Source organism: Serinicoccus shuyuelongi (genome assembly GCF_045032955.1).
In the GTDB taxonomy this organism is placed as follows: Bacteria; Actinomycetota; Actinomycetes; order Actinomycetales; family Dermatophilaceae; genus Ornithinicoccus.
In genome coordinates, this window is sequence record NZ_JBJFZU010000004.1 from 134,834 (window position 1) to 148,904 (window position 14,071).

Here is a 14,071-nt window from a genome sequence, read left to right on the forward strand (position 1 = left end):
GCCCCGCACCCACCCGTTGCGGACCTTAATCGATTTAGGTAGTCTGCCGAACACCAAGGAAATGGAGCTGGCAATGACGCACACATCCACCCGCACCCGGCACGCCGCCCGCACGCTCACCCTCGGGGTGGCCCTGACGCTGGCCCTGGCCGGCGCCCCTCCCCTGGCCTCGGCCGCCGTGCAGACCACCGGCCAGGACGGCGCCGCCCCCGCGCAGGAGTGCGCAGCACCCGAGGTGGTGGCGCACCGCGGCTCGGCCGGGACGAGCCCGGAGAACACCGTCGTCAGCATCCGGGACGCCCGCCGCAGCGGCGCTCAGTCGGTCGAGATCGACGTGCAGCTCTCCGCCGACGGGGTCCCCTTCCTCTTCCACGACGCCACCGGGGCGCGGACCACCGACGTGGCACAGGTCTACCCGGACCGGGCCGGCGACCCGATCGTCGACCTGACCTGGGCCGAGCTGCAGCAGCTGGACGCCGGCAGCTACTTCGCCCCGCGCTTCGCGGGCGAGGGCATACCTCACCTGAACGAGGCCGCGAAGGCGCTGGCCGGCGGCCGGACCACGGTGAACATCGAGCTGAAGAGCCCGGAGGACTCCCCCGGCGTGGAGGAGGTGCTCGCGCAGACCCTCGCCACCGACCGTCACTGGCAGCGGCTGGTCGCCCGCGACAAGGTCGTCGTCAGCTCCTTCGACGAGGCCTCGCTGACCGCCTTCCACGAGCTGGCACCGGAGATCCCGGTGCTGCAGATCGGGACCATCCCCGCCGACGACGCCACCCTCGAGCGGTGGGCCGGCTTCGCCGACGGCGTGGTCACCAACTACCGGACCCTGGACCCGGCCGACATCGAGCGGGTGCGCGCGGTCGGCCTGGACCTGGGCCTCTACACGCTGAACTCGCCGGAGGCCGTCGAGGCCGCGGCGGCCCTGTGCGTGGACGAGGTGACCACCGACTTCCCGACCCAGATGGTCCGGCTGCTACGCGACCAGGACCCCATCCCGGCCGCCAACGGCATCGAGGTCAGCGACGTCGTGGACAACCCGGACGGCAGCGACCTGCAGCCGGAGACCGGGGAGCACGTGGTGCTGACCAACACCTCCTCCCGCACCATCGACGTCAGCGGCTACCTGCTCCAGGACGCCGTCGTCAACCGGCTCGTCGTGGGCGAGGGCTACACCCTGGCCCCCGGTGCCGAGCTGCGGGTCTACACCGGCCCCGGGACGGACACCGCGGACCGCTACTACAACGACCTGGGCCGCAACGTGCTCAACAACACCGGTGACTCGGTCGCCGTGTACACCCCGCAGCTCCGGCTGATGGACCTCTATGCCTACTGAGCCCCGAGGGGCGAGGTGAGCTGGCCGCTGCTCGCGGCCGCCGTCGCCTTCGCCCTCGTCAACGGCGCCAACACCGGCGCCACCCTGCTGGCCGCCACGCACACGCTCGACTCCGTCGGACACGGCCTCGGCCTGGTCCTGCTCGGGGTCGGCGTGGTGGTCGGCCCGCTGCTGGTCGGCACCGGGGTGGCCGCGCGCTTCGCGCAGGAGATGGTGCCCTGGGGTGGTGAGGCCTCGGAGACCGGGATGCTGGTCGCCGTCGTCGTGTCCCTGGTCGTCGTGCTGGGCCTGACCCGGATGGGCATCCCGACCGGCCTGACCCTGGCGTTCGTCGGGGCGCTCGCCGGCTTCGGCGCGGCCTCCGGTGCCGGGGTCGCCTGGCACTCGGTGCTGGTGGTCCTCGGGATGATGGCGCTGGCCCCGGTCCTCGGTGGTCTGATCGCCGCCGCGGTGATCACGGTGCTGGCCCGGCGGATGCACTCCCGGCACGTCAGTCGCGCCCTGGGCCGGGTGCACGCGGTCTCCTTCCCGGCGCTGGCACTGGGGTACGGCGCCAGCGACGGGCAGAAGATGCTCGCCATCTCCGCGGTGGCGCTCGGCCTGACCGGCAGCGGGGCCGGTGGTGGCGCCGTCCCGGCACCGCTGATGCTGATGCTGGCCCTCGGGGTGCTCTTCGCCCTCGGCAGCGCCGCCGGGTACCGCCGGATGTCGCTGCGCCTGGGTCAGGGGGTGCTGCCGGTGCGTCCCCTGTATGCCGTGACCTCCGAGGTCGCCACCGCCGGCGCGCTCCTGGGCTCGGCCGGGGTGGGCGCCCCGGTCGGCGTCGCCCAGACGCTCACCGGGTCGCTGGTCGGCGCCGGGGCCAGCCAGGGGCTGAGCCGGGTCCGCTGGCCCCAGGTGTCGACCATCGTCACCGCGTGGCTGGTCACCCTGCCGGTCACCTTCGGACTGTCCGCCGCGGTGGCCGGCGGCCTACGAGCAGGAGGAGCCCTGTGAGACTGTCCCGCGTGCTGAACAGGCGACCCGACAGGACGTTGGTCGACCTGCTGCACTCCCAGGTCGCGAGCGCCATCTCCGGGGTCGAGCTGGCCCGCCGGGCGGTCTCCGGCGACCTCGCCCCCGAGGAGGCCCGCTCCCGTATGGCCCGTGTCGAGCACGAGGGTGACCGGCGCCGCTCGGCCACCGTGACCCGGCTGGCCACGGCCTTCGCGAACCCGATCGACCGGGAGGACCTGTTCCGGCTGTCCCGGTCCACCGACGACATCCTGGACAACCTGCAGGACTTCGTCCGGGAGCTGGACCTCTTCGCGGTGGAGCCCGACCCCGGCCTGGACACCATGCTCGCCGCGATCGGCGACGGCCTGCAGGACCTGGAGGCGGCGATCTCTGCGATCGCGGAGAACCCGCTGCAGATCCGGGCCAAGTCGCTGGCGGTCCGCAAGAACGAGATCCGACGGCGCTACCAGGTGTCGGTGGCCCGCACGCTCAGCGGCGAGGTCGACGCGACCTCGCTGAAGAACCGGGAGCTGCTGCGTCGCCTCGACGTCGTGGGGCTGCGCCTCGGCGAGGCGGCCGACGCCCTCGCCGACGGCGCCGTCAAACGCAGCCACTGACCACCACCGCAGACAGCCACACGTTGGGAGACCTTGGATGAGCGGGACGAGCGCAGGGACCGGACGACCGCACGACGGTCAGCACGGCGGGACGGGCACCGGGCGTCCCGTGGTGCGTGGGGAGGTCGTCACCCAGGGCAGCGTCGCGGCGTACCACGGCCTGTCCCTCGGGGACCCGGAGCGGCATATCGTGCGGACCGACCTGGTCGGCGGCACCCGGGCCGAGCGGCCCCGCAGCCTGTGGCACGTGGCCCACCTCACCGACGTCCAGCTCATCGACGCCCAGTCCCCGTCCCGGGTCGAGGCCGTGCACGAGCTCGGTCGGCGCCCGGAGACCCGGCTGATGCTGCCGATGCAGCGCCCGCAGGAGCTGCTGGCCGCGCACGCCACCGAGATGCTGGTGCGGCGGCTCAACGAGCACCCGGGATCCGCGGTCACCGGGGCACCCCTGCAGGCGGTGATGACCACCGGCGACAACATCGACAACATGCAGCACAACGAGCTGGTCGCGTTCCTGCGGCTGTTCAGCGGCGGGACCGTGGACCTCGACTCCGGGGGGACGGCATACCAGGGCTTCCAGGACGGCAGCGTCGACTGGGCGTGGGCACCCGAGGACCCGCACAACCGGTGGGGCCGCGAGCACGGCTTCCCCACCATGCCAGGTCTGCTCGCGCGCAGCCTGCAGCCGCTCGCGGCCAGCGGCCTGGAGATCCCGTGGCTGACCTGCTTCGGCAACCACGACGGGCTCATCCAGGGACGGGTCCCGGCCGGTCCGGAGCTGGTGGACATCACCCTCGGGCACCGCAAGGTGACCCGGGTCCGGGCCGAGGACGTCGCCGACTTCACCGGCGACCCGCTGCCCGCCTTCGCCGAGCTCGGCCGGGAGGTCACCCCGGACGCCCGGCGCCGACCGGTGGACCGCGCCGGGTACGTCGCGGCGCACTGGGACCGCGGCCTGCCCGACGGGCACGGCTTCACCGAGCGCAACCTGGCCGACGGCACCGCCTACTACTCCCACCGGGGCGTCGAGGGGGTCCGGCTGGTGGTGCTGGACACCACCAACCCGGCCGGCGTCTTCGAGGGCAGCATCGACCAGGAACAGCTGGCCTGGCTGCGCGAGGAGCTGCGGGCGGCGACCGAGGCCGACGAGCTGGTGGTGGTCGCCTCGCACCACCCCCGCAGCTCGATGACCAACGACCTGCTCCCCGCCGACGCCGACGACGCCACCGCGGCGCGGGTGCTCGGTGAGGAGGTGGGCGAGCTGCTGCTGGCGCACCCGCACGTCGTCGCCTGGTTCAGCGGTCACATCCACCGCAACCGGGTGCAGGCGCACCGCGGCCCGGACGGTGGCGGCTACTGGGAGGTGAGCACCTCCTCGATCATGGACTGGCCCACCCAGGGACGGCTGGTCGAGCTGCTCGACCACGGTGGGGAGCTGCTCTCGCTGCGCCTGACGATCCTGGACCACACGGGGCCGCTGCGGCCCACCTCGGTGGAGACCGTGGCCGATCTCGCCGGGTGGCACCGGGCGCTTGCGGCGAATGACCCGCACGGGGTCGGCGGCTTCGAGGCGCACGGCACACCGACCGACCGCAACGTGGAGCTGCTGCTGCCCGACCCACGACGCCGCGAGAGCCTCTAGTCCGGGGGCGCGGTGGACCCCCGGACGACCAGCTCGACCGGCTGCACGTGATCACCCAGACCGGAGTCCGGACGCAGCCGTCCGACGATGGCCCGGCCGATCTCGAAGCGGTCCAGCCGCAGCGTGGTCAGCGGTGGGTCGAGCAGCTGCGAGGTGGCCAGGTCGTCGTGCCCGACCACGGACAGCCGGGCGCCCACCTGGACACCCCGGTCCCGGGCAGCGCGGTAGACCGCGTGCGCGGTGAAGTCGGAGTTGGTGATGATCGCCGCCGGGGGCTCGGGGCCGTCCAGCAGCGCACAGGTCGCACGGTATGCCTCGTCCAGGTTGAGCTCGGTCTCGACCGGGTGCGCGGTCACACCCAGCTCGGCGCAGCGCTGCAGGAACCGCTCCAGCCGGTCGTGGTCGGCCATCACCCCGGCCGGGGCCGAGTAGAAGGTGATCCGGCGGTGCCCGAGCTCGTGCAGGTGGTCGACGGCGAGGTCGACGGCCCGGACGTTGTCCGGCCCCACCCGGACCACGCCCTCCTGGTGGGAGATGGCGTTCACCACCACGGTGGGCCGTCCGGGGCAGCGCTCCTGCCACAGGTCCACCGCGTCGCCGGAGCCGACCGGCGCGATCGCGAGGCCGTCCACCCGCTGCTGGGCGAGGTGGTGCACGTGCTCGCGCTCCCGCTCGACCGAGTAGGCGGAGTCCACGGCGAAGACGGTGCCCCCGTGCTCGGACGCCGCGTCCTGGGCCCCGCGCAGGATCTCCAGGAAGTAGGGGTTCTGCATGTTGCGGACGAGCATCCCGTAGCTTCCGCTGAGCCCGGTGCGCAGGGCGCGGGCCGTCGGGTCCGCCCGGTAGCCGAGGTCGGTGGCCACCTGCAGGATGCGCGCCTTGGTGTCGGCCGCGACCCCGTCCCGGTCGTTCAGCGCGAAGCTGGCCAGCGCGGTGGACACCCCCGCCTGCTCGGCGACGTCACGGATGCTGGGGCGGCCTGCCATGGTCACCTCCTGCGTGTCGACGTCGTCCCGGGACGGTACTGGACGACCGGGCCTGTTGACGACCTTAATCGATTTAGATAGCGTGCGTCCAGAGCCGCGTCCGACGACGCGGACAGGTGACACGTGCGCAAGGAGGCCCGATGTCAGAGGTGGAGCTCCGAAGGGTGACCAAGTCCTTCCCCGACGGCCACGGCGGTCGGACCGATGTCCTGCACGGGGTCGACATCGTCGCCCCGTCCGGTCAGTTCGTCGTGCTGCTCGGCCCGTCCGGCTGCGGCAAGTCGACGTCGCTGCGGATCATCGCCGGCCTCGAGGGCGCCAGCGGCGGGGACGTGCTCATCGGCGGTGAGCGCGTGAACGACAAGCCCGCCGCCCAGCGGCAGATCGCCATGGTCTTCCAGAACTACGCGCTCTACCCGCACCTGAGCGTGATGGAGAACATCGTCTTCGGGCTTCGCGTCCGGCGGGTGGGCAAGGCCGAGCGGCAGCAGCGAGGGGTGGACGCGGCCCGCAAGGTCGGCCTCGAGCCCTACCTGGACCGCAAGCCCAGCCAGCTCTCGGGCGGGCAGCGGCAGCGTGCCGCGCTGGCCCGGGCCCTGGTCTCCGACGCCAAGGTCGTGCTGATGGACGAGCCGCTGTCCAACCTGGACGCCAAGCTGCGCCACCAGATGCGGATCGAGCTGCGCAACCTGCAGCGGGACCTGGGCCTGACCGTCATCTACGTCACCCACGACCAGGTCGAGGCGATGACGATGGCCGACCACGTGGTGGTGATGCGCGACGGCTACGTCGCCCAGGCCGCCGCGCCGGTCGAGCTCTACACCGAGCCGGCCGACACCGACGTGGCCTCCTTCATCGGCTCTCCCCCGATGAACCTGCTGCCGGCCCGCGGCAGTGACGCCGGGCTGAGCGTCTCCGGCAACCCGCGACCGTGGTCGCTGGAGGTCCCGCACGACACCGACCTGATCGTCGGGATCCGCCCGGAGTCGCTGGCCCTGGACGGTTCCGGCCCGCTGGAGGTGGTGGGCCAGGTGCGCACCACCGAGATCCTCGGCGCCGAGACCCTGCTGACCCTGGAGGGCCGCGCCGGCGACAGCTTCGTGGCCCGGATCCCCGGGATCGCCCGGATCGACACCGGCACCGACGTCCGCCTCACCACCACCCCCGACGACCTGCGCTTCTTCGACGCCCAGACCGGGCTCAGCCTGACCACCCCGGCATCCGCCTGACCCCAGAGAGGTACTCCTCATGTCCGCACGTCCCCGCACCCTGGCCCTGGCCGTCACCCTGTCCTCCAGCGCCGTCCTGCTCGCCGCCTGCGGCGGTGGTGGCGGTGCCTCCTCCGACGGCTCGGTGGAGCTCACCATGTACTACCCCGTCGCCGTGGGCGGTCCGCTCACCGACGTCGTCGACGACCTCATCGCGACCTGCACCGAGCAGCACGAGGGGATCAGCGTCGAAGCCGTCTACAGCGGCACCTACGCCGACACCATGACCAAGGCGCAGACGGCCTCGCGCAGCGACCAGGGCCCTGACCTGGCGGTGCTGCTGACCACCGACCTCTACACCCTCACCGACGCCGACCTGATCGTGCCGCTGAGCTCCCTGGACGACGACCTGTCCTGGACCGAGGACCGCTTCTACCCGGCATACCTGGCCTCCGGCGAGGCCGAGGGCGAGCTGTGGAGCCTGCCGTTCCAGCGGTCGACCATCGTCCAGTACCACAACAAGGACGTCTACGAGGAGGCCGGGCTGGACCCCGAGACTCCCCCCACCACCTGGGACGAGCTCGAGGAGCACGCCGCCACCATCCAGGACTCCGGCGCCGCCGAGTACGGCCTGGAGATCCCCTCGACCCAGTTCGGCAACTGGATGTTCCAGGCGATGGCCATCCAGAGCGGGGTGGAGGACACCGCCGGGGTGGACGGGATGGTCGACTACCTCGACGCCCCCGGCTCGGTCGAGGCGTTGGAGTGGTGGCGCTCGATGGCCGAGGAGGGCATCATGCCGAGCGGCACCACCGAGTGGGCCTCGACGCCGGAGGACTTCCTGCAGGGCCGCACCGGCATCATGTGGCACACCACCGGCAACCTGACCAACGTGCGCAGCAACGCCGACTTCGAGTTCGGCGTCTCGATCCTGCCGGCGAACACCCAGCCCGGGTCCCCGACCGGCGGCGGCAACCTCTACGTCTTCGACCGCGGCGACGACGAGACCAAGGCCGCGGCCTACACGATCGCGACCTGCCTCACCGAGCCCGAGCTGGCGGCCGAGTGGTCGATGGAGTCGGGCTACGTGGCGACCGGCCCGGAGGCCTGGGAGACCGACACGATGGCGGAGTATGCCGAGGAGTTCCCGCAGGCCGCGGTCGCGCGGGACCAGCTCGAGGTCGCTGTGGGTGAGACCACCTCGCACGAGAACGGTCGGGTGTCGCAGATGATCAACGACACCATCGCCGCGGTGCTGACCGGCCAGTCCGAGGCGCAGGACGCCCTGACCCAGCTGCAGAGCGACATCGACGGCGTCCTCGAGCCGTACCAGGGCTGATGACCGCCGCGATCCCCACCGTCACGGCGGAGCCGCCGACCCCGGAGGGCGCACCCCCGGGGCGGCGCCGGATGCGCCTGGGTGACCAGGCCTTCGCCTGGGCGCTGCTCGCCCCGGCGTTCGTGGTCCTGGTGGCCTTCACCCACTACCCGATCGTGCGGTCGGCGTGGTCCTCCGCGCAGTCGCGCAGCGGCGAGGTCGGTGCCTCCCAGTACCAACGCCTCGTCGAGGACCCCGTCTTCTGGCAGGTGCTGCGCAACAACCTGTGGTTCGCCCTCGGCACCGTCCCGACGTCGATGGCCCTGGCGATCCTGATGGCGGTGTGGGTGAACAACAAGCTGCGGGGCAAGGCGTTCGTGCGGCTGGCCTACTTCACCCCGACCATCCTGCCGATGGTGGCGGTGGCCAGCATCTGGCTGTTCTTCTACTCCCCCGGCATCGGCCCGATCGACCAGCTGCTCTCCACCCTGGGCCTGCCCACCCGCAACTGGCTGGGCGACCCGGACACGGTGCTGCCGGCGCTCATCGTGATGATGATCTGGAAGCAGGCGGGCTTCTTCATGATCTTCTACCTGGCCGGGCTGCAGAACCTCTCCCCCGAGCTGGAGGAGGCCTCGAAGCTGGAGGGCGCCTCCCGGTGGTACCACTTCCGGCGGGTGACCCTGCCGTTGCTGATGCCGACGACGCTGTTCGTCTTCGTGGTGGCCCTGACCGATGCCTTCAAGATCATCGACCACCTGTTCATCATGACCGGCGGTGGACCCAACAACGCGTCCAACCTGCTGCTGTTCTACATCTACGACACCGCGTTCTCGTTCTTCGACCCGAACTACGCCGGTGCCCTGACCATGGCCCTGGTGGTCATCCTCGGACTGGCCGCCGTCATCCAGTTCGCCGTACTCGAGAGGCGGGTGCACTACCGGTGAGCACCGACGTGAACACCCTTCCCGGCCAGAGCGGCTTCCGCCTCGGGCGCACCCTGGAGACGGTGGGTGCCTGGCTGCTCGGCCTGCTGTGGCTGCTGCCCCTGCTGTATGCCCTGTGGGCCTCCGTGCACACCCGCGAGGCGGCCACCACCTTCGACCTGACCGCGCCGCTGACCTTCGACAACTTCGTCTCGGTCTGGACCGGTGCACCGTTCGGGCGCTACTACATCAACACGATCCTGCTGGTCAGCGGGATCCTGGTGGGACAGCTGGTGCTCGGCGTGCTGGCCGCCTACGCCTTCGCCCGCTTCCGGTTCGTGGGCAGCAACATCGCCTTCGCGCTGGTGCTCATCCAGCTGATGATCGCCCCGGACATCCTGATCTCGGAGAACTACGCGACGATGGCCTCGTTGCAGCTGGTCGACACGATCCCGGCGATCGGGCTGCCGTACATCGCCAGCGCGTTCGGCATCTTCCTGCTGCGGCAGACGTTCAAGTCGATGCCGATCGAGCTGGACGAGGCCGCCGAGATCGAGGGCGCCGGCCGGCTGGGCCGGTTGTGGCGGGTCTACGTCCCCTTGGCCAAGCCGACCCTGGTCGCCTACGGGCTGGTCTCGGTCAGCACCCACTGGAACAACTTCCTGTGGCCGCTGGTCATCACCAACAGCGTCAACGCCCGCCCGCTGACGGTGGGGCTGGCGGTCTACAACGGCACCGAGTCGGGGATCGACTGGACGCTGCTGTCGGCGGCCACCATCCTCGTCGTCGCACCGCTGCTGATCGCGTTCCTGATCTTCCAGCGGCAGTTCGTGCAGAGCTTCATGCGGGCCGGGATCCGCTAGGTCCTGCAGGTCAAGGTCCGGGGGTCCACGGCCCTGTGCTCAGTGCCGTCCGACGAGCCAGGCCCAGAAGCCGAGACGCTCCGGCGCCTGCCGCGGGGCCGGGGCGTCCTCGGCCCGACGGGCGAGCACACCGGCGTGCTCGCCGTGCGCCGCGGCGACCAGCCCCTCGGGGGTGGCCAGGGCCAGGTCCTTGGCCCCGATGTCCCCGGTGCGCAGATCGACCTGCTCGCTGAGGTAGCGCAGCAGGACCACGACGCTGGCCGCGACCGGCACCGCGAGGAAGGCGCCGATGATGCCGAAGAGCGTGCTGCCCCCGGCGACGGCCAGCAGGATGATGCCCGGGTGCATCTTCATGCTGCGCCCCTGCAGGGCGGGCTGCAGCACGTTGCCCTCGATCTGCTGGACGGCCAGCACCAGGACGAGCACCCAGACGGCGGTGGTGAAGCCCTGCGACACCAGGGCGACCAGGACCGCGATACCGCCGGCCACGACGGCACCGACGATCGGGATGAAGCCGCCGACGAAGGTCAGCACGGCCAGCGTCAGGGCCAGCGGCACCCCCAGGAGCAGCAGACCGGCCCCGATGAGGACGGCATCGACGGCGCTGACGATGGCCTGGGTGCGGATGAAGCCACCCAAGGTGTTCCAGACGCGGGTCAGCGACTCGGTCAGGTGACGACCCACGGAGCGACCGGTGGTGCGGCGCACCCAGGGCAGGAACGCAGGGCCGTCCTTGAGGAAGAAGAAGGTCAGCACCAGCACCAGGGCCAGGGTGACCAGGGCCGAGCCCACCGCGCCCAGGCCGGAGGCGACGGCACCGGCCGCGACCGCACTCTGGTCACGCAGCCACTCGATGGCGGTGTTCAGGTACTCGTCGACCTGGGCGTTGTCCAGGTTCAACGGCGGTCCGGAGATCCAGTCACGGACCGTCCCGACCCCCTCGTTGGCCTGGCTGAAGATCTCCTGCGACTGCTCGATCACCGACGGGGCGAGGGCGACGAAGACACCGAGAACCGCGGCGATGGAGACGACCAGCGTCACCAGCGTGGCCACGGCCGAGGGCAGACCGCGTCGCCGCATCCAGCCGACCACGGGAGACAGCACCGTGGTGACGATGAGCGCCAGCAGGATCGGGAGCACCCCGAACCAGATCTTCTCCAGGACCCACCAGAGCACCCAGAGCGCCGCGGCGACGATGAGCAGGCGCAGGCACCAGCCGGTGACGGACTTGAGCCCTTCACCGATGACGCCCATCCGGTCCCGGCCCACGTTGGTCACGGGAGCGGGGCGGTCGGATCGGTCGCTCACGCTGCCCGGGACCGCCGGTGGACGGTGGCCCGTCTCCGGTGCGGGGTCCTCCGTCCGGACGTTCAAGGACGAGACCTCGCGGGCCTCCTGCTGCAGATCTGACTCGGCCATGCCACTCCTGGTCATCGGTGCCGGTGAGCACCGGCACCGCCAGTGTCCCAGGTGTTCGGACCGGACGTGGCATGGCTCGCCGCACCCGACCGGGCAGCCCCGTCGACCAGCGGACCGGTGTGTAGTAGTCTCCTCCTCGCCTCCAAACCAGCGGGCTCGAGTCGTCCTCGCCCCTGGAGTGCATCGTGAGCCACCCGCTCCCTCGTTCCCACCGACCGCGGATCGCGGTCACCACCGTCGTGCACCACGAGCACGCCGCACTGCTCGGTCAGGTCGACGGGCTCGGGGCCAGCTCCTGGCCGCCCGACCTGCACGTGGTGCTGGCCGCCAGCGACCGCGAGCTCGCCCGGAACAGGCTGCCCATCCGTTCGGACCGGTGGGAGACGCTGGTGCCCCGCCTGCAGGTGACGCACAAGCAGCAGCAGCGGGCCTACGTCGACGCGGTGATGCTGGCGATGGACGAGGCCGTGGGCGCCGGCGCGCAGGTGCTCGTCCATCTCGACGTGCGGTGCATCCCCGCCCCGGACCTGCTGCAGGCCTACGCGGAACGCGTCGTCGAGGTCCAGGGCGCGGAACCGGTCCTGCTGGACGCAGATGTGCTGGCGCTGTCCCCTCCCGGCCCGCTGGGCTACCCGGTGTCGAGCGAGCTGCACGGCTGGGTCCGCGGGTCCACCGACCAGTCGGACGAGAACGACGTCGTTCCTGGCCTCCACTCGTTCGCCCTGCTCGGCAGAGACTGGCCCGCGGTGCGGGAGGCCTGGGAGCAGTTGGCCGTCGGGAACGCCTCGGTAGTCACACCAGCCGACGCGGTGCGGTCGCTCGGCGGGGTCTGCGCGCGGATCCCGGGGACAGCTGTCTACCACCAGCATCCCCATGCCGCCCGGATCCGCTACACGCCGGCGACAGGCGACCGGTTGGTGCAGGAGTCGGTCACGGACTCCGGCGCTGTGTGAGATGCGCCGGCACCGCACGGTGCCGGCCACCCCTGGGGCCCCGACGGGGCCTCGACGGCGCGTCTTCTCCAGTGGCATACTCGGGAGGCCATGACCGACATCGAGCAGGACCTGTCGCACCACACGGCGGAGATGGCCCGGGCCGTGCACGGTGAGGCATCGGTGGCACTGACCGCCGAGGCCGTCGTCGACCTGGCGGTGTCGCTGATCTCGGGATGTGATGCGGCGGGGGTGTCCCTGGTCCGCAAGGGCAGGGTCGAGACCGTGGCCTCCTCACACTCCCTGGTGACCATGGGCGACGCCTGGCAGTACGAGCAGGGCGAAGGCCCCTGCCTGGACGCCATGACACCGCACGAGTACCTGATCGAGAGCCCTGACCTCGTCACGGACGACCGTTGGCCGACCTGGGCGCCCCGGGTCATCCGCGAGCTCGGGGTGCGCTCGATGCTGTCCTACCGCCTGTTCACCACCGACAGCCTGGTGGGAGCGCTGAACCTGTACTCCCTCACGCCGGAGGCGTTCACCGCGGCCGACCACGCCGAGGGGCACATCCTCGCCAGCCAGGCCGCGATAGCGCTGGCCACGAGCGAGAAGGTGGAGAACCTCCAGATCGCCGTGAGCCGGCGAACGACGATCGGTCAGGCCCAGGGACTGCTCATGGAGCGCTTCGACCTGAGCCCGGACCAGGCCTTCGACGTCCTGGTGCGCCTGTCCCGGCAGACCAACCAGAAGCTCTTCGAGATCGCCGAGTCCGTCGTCACGACCCGCCGCCTCCCGCACACGGGTACCGCGCTGGAGCAGAGGAACGCTACTGCGGGCTGAGCCTGCTCAGCGCGGCAAAGTCCTCAGGGTGGGTCGTTGACGAACCGGAACTGCAGGCGTGCGGTGCCGTCGACCGGGACGACGACGGTCGAGTTGCTGGGCGTCCAGCGCTCGGGCACGAGGAACATCGTGTCGTCACCCTGCACCAGCAGTCGCAACCCGCGGTAGCGGTAGCGGAACGACTCACCCTCGGGTGTCGGGAGCACGCTCTCGGCGGTGACCCCGTCGGTCAGGTACAACCGCTCGGTGGTGTCCAGGATGACCAGAGGAAGCTGGTCGAGGTTCCGCGCGGTCTGCGCCGCGTTCCCTCGTCCGGTCCACTCCGCCACGGTCGCGGTCGCCCACAACAGGCAGGTCCCCACCACCACCACCCCCAGGGTGCTCACCGCGGGCCTCACCCACCGCGCCCGTTCGTCCTCGGAGCGGTGCAGCCACGCCGGCGCGGTCGGCACCCACAGCAGGTAGACGACCAGGGCGACGCCGATCCCGATCAGCGAGGGGGTGACGAGGGGGTAGGCCGCCCACCGGCCCAGGGCGAAGTAGCCGAACAGGAGGACCAGGCCCGTCACCAGGACCAGGAGCGCCGCCGACAGCGCCAGGAGGATGACGCGCGCCGACGGGGGTGACCGCCGGACGCGGACGTGCAGCAGCAGCACCACCATCCCCACCAGGGCCAGGACCAGCAGCGGCACGAGCAGGACGGCTGGGCTGCGCATCGCGTAGTCCGTGGTGGACAGTCCGATGGTGTCGACGTCGATGCCGAAGTAGCGGAACTGGGCCCGGGAGGACACGTAGCCGAAGTAGAACAGGAGCGTGGTGATCACGGTGATCGGCGCCACGACGCTGCTGGCGATGGCCAGCCACCGGTAGACCTGGTCGGTGGCGACCGGCCCGCTCACCGCTCAGCCGTCCTGGGTGGTGGCGGAGGTGTCGGTGGATCCGGTGCCCGTCTGCGTCTCCGCTTCCGGTTGCTCCACCACCGCGT

Annotated in this window: 13 protein-coding genes; 10 read left to right on the plus strand and 3 right to left on the minus strand. The window is 71.3% G+C overall.

What is annotated here, in order from left to right:
• Positions 1-73: 73 nt before the first annotated feature.
• The 4 genes from ACI3EY_RS06945 to ACI3EY_RS06960 are packed head-to-tail and all read left to right on the plus strand — an operon-like array spanning position 74 to position 4,591.
• Complete coding sequence (locus ACI3EY_RS06945) at positions 74-1,336, plus strand: glycerophosphodiester phosphodiesterase family protein (protein WP_405039898.1); 1,263 nt, start codon at positions 74-76, stop codon at positions 1,334-1,336.
• A 15-nt stretch (positions 1,337-1,351) separates the two neighbouring features.
• Positions 1,352-2,332, plus strand: a complete 981-nt coding sequence (locus tag ACI3EY_RS06950) for an inorganic phosphate transporter (RefSeq protein WP_405039899.1) — start codon at positions 1,352-1,354, stop codon at positions 2,330-2,332.
• Between the two features lie 11 nt (positions 2,333-2,343).
• Entirely contained in the window at positions 2,344-2,949 is a 606-nt protein-coding gene (locus ACI3EY_RS06955) for a DUF47 domain-containing protein (RefSeq protein WP_405037080.1), read from the plus strand.
• Positions 2,950-2,986: 37 nt separating this feature from the next.
• Positions 2,987-4,591 (plus strand): TIGR03767 family metallophosphoesterase, encoded by a 1,605-nt coding sequence (locus ACI3EY_RS06960; protein WP_405039900.1) that lies wholly within the window; start codon positions 2,987-2,989, stop codon positions 4,589-4,591.
• Here the strand turns inward: ACI3EY_RS06960 and ACI3EY_RS06965 are convergent.
• Positions 4,588-5,577, minus strand: a complete 990-nt coding sequence (locus ACI3EY_RS06965) for a LacI family DNA-binding transcriptional regulator (protein WP_405039901.1) — start codon at positions 5,575-5,577, stop codon at positions 4,588-4,590. The genes ACI3EY_RS06960 and ACI3EY_RS06965 overlap by 4 nt on opposite strands.
• Positions 5,578-5,717: 140 nt before the next feature.
• On the opposite strand from ACI3EY_RS06965, the gene ACI3EY_RS06970 reads away from it, so the two are divergent.
• From ACI3EY_RS06970 to ACI3EY_RS06985, 4 genes are read left to right on the plus strand one after another with little or no spacing between them, the layout of a single operon-like run.
• Positions 5,718-6,806: an ABC transporter ATP-binding protein gene (locus tag ACI3EY_RS06970; RefSeq protein WP_405037077.1), complete on the plus strand. Its 1,089-nt coding sequence runs from the start codon at positions 5,718-5,720 to the stop codon at positions 6,804-6,806.
• 19 nt (positions 6,807-6,825) lie between these two features.
• The gene (locus ACI3EY_RS06975) at positions 6,826-8,124 is read left to right on the plus strand and encodes an ABC transporter substrate-binding protein (RefSeq protein ID WP_405039902.1); all 1,299 of its coding nucleotides are present in this window, start codon (positions 6,826-6,828) and stop codon (positions 8,122-8,124) included.
• The gene (locus tag ACI3EY_RS06980; RefSeq protein ID WP_405039903.1) at positions 8,124-9,050 is read left to right on the plus strand and encodes a carbohydrate ABC transporter permease; all 927 of its coding nucleotides are present in this window, start codon (positions 8,124-8,126) and stop codon (positions 9,048-9,050) included. Before ACI3EY_RS06975 ends, ACI3EY_RS06980 begins: the two co-directional genes overlap by 1 nt.
• A complete protein-coding gene (locus ACI3EY_RS06985; protein WP_405037074.1) occupies positions 9,047-9,892 on the plus strand; it encodes a carbohydrate ABC transporter permease in 846 nt (281 codons plus the stop codon). The genes ACI3EY_RS06980 and ACI3EY_RS06985 overlap by 4 nt, the downstream gene beginning before the upstream one ends.
• A gap of 39 nt (positions 9,893-9,931) precedes the next feature.
• Here the strand turns inward: ACI3EY_RS06985 and ACI3EY_RS06990 are convergent, their stop codons facing one another.
• Complete coding sequence (locus ACI3EY_RS06990; protein ID WP_405039904.1) at positions 9,932-11,200, minus strand: AI-2E family transporter; 1,269 nt, start codon at positions 11,198-11,200, stop codon at positions 9,932-9,934.
• A 296-nt stretch (positions 11,201-11,496) separates the two neighbouring features.
• Between ACI3EY_RS06990 and ACI3EY_RS06995 the strand changes: the two genes are divergently transcribed.
• Both ACI3EY_RS06995 and ACI3EY_RS07000 read left to right on the plus strand, forming a co-directional pair.
• A complete protein-coding gene (locus tag ACI3EY_RS06995; protein WP_405037072.1) occupies positions 11,497-12,264 on the plus strand; it encodes a hypothetical protein in 768 nt (255 codons plus the stop codon).
• A gap of 90 nt (positions 12,265-12,354) precedes the next feature.
• Positions 12,355-13,086, plus strand: a complete 732-nt coding sequence (locus ACI3EY_RS07000; protein WP_405037071.1) for a GAF and ANTAR domain-containing protein — start codon at positions 12,355-12,357, stop codon at positions 13,084-13,086.
• A gap of 23 nt (positions 13,087-13,109) precedes the next feature.
• On the opposite strand, the gene ACI3EY_RS07005 is transcribed toward ACI3EY_RS07000, so the two are convergent.
• The gene (locus tag ACI3EY_RS07005; RefSeq protein WP_405039905.1) at positions 13,110-13,985 is read right to left on the minus strand and encodes a hypothetical protein; all 876 of its coding nucleotides are present in this window, start codon (positions 13,983-13,985) and stop codon (positions 13,110-13,112) included.
• Between the last annotated feature and the right edge of the window lie 86 nt (positions 13,986-14,071).

Coding starts and splice junctions, on each gene's coding strand:
- ACI3EY_RS06945 (WP_405039898.1), top strand. CDS start 74: ATGACGCACACATCCACCCGCACCCGGCACGCCGCCCGCACGCTCACC.
- ACI3EY_RS06960 (WP_405039900.1), top strand. CDS start 2,987: ATGAGCGGGACGAGCGCAGGGACCGGACGACCGCACGACGGTCAGCAC.
- ACI3EY_RS06965 (WP_405039901.1), bottom strand. CDS start 5,577: ATGGCAGGCCGCCCCAGCATCCGTGACGTCGCCGAGCAGGCGGGGGTG.
- ACI3EY_RS06970 (WP_405037077.1), top strand. CDS start 5,718: ATGTCAGAGGTGGAGCTCCGAAGGGTGACCAAGTCCTTCCCCGACGGC.
- ACI3EY_RS06975 (WP_405039902.1), top strand. CDS start 6,826: ATGTCCGCACGTCCCCGCACCCTGGCCCTGGCCGTCACCCTGTCCTCC.
- ACI3EY_RS06980 (WP_405039903.1), top strand. CDS start 8,124: ATGACCGCCGCGATCCCCACCGTCACGGCGGAGCCGCCGACCCCGGAG.
- ACI3EY_RS07000 (WP_405037071.1), top strand. CDS start 12,355: ATGACCGACATCGAGCAGGACCTGTCGCACCACACGGCGGAGATGGCC.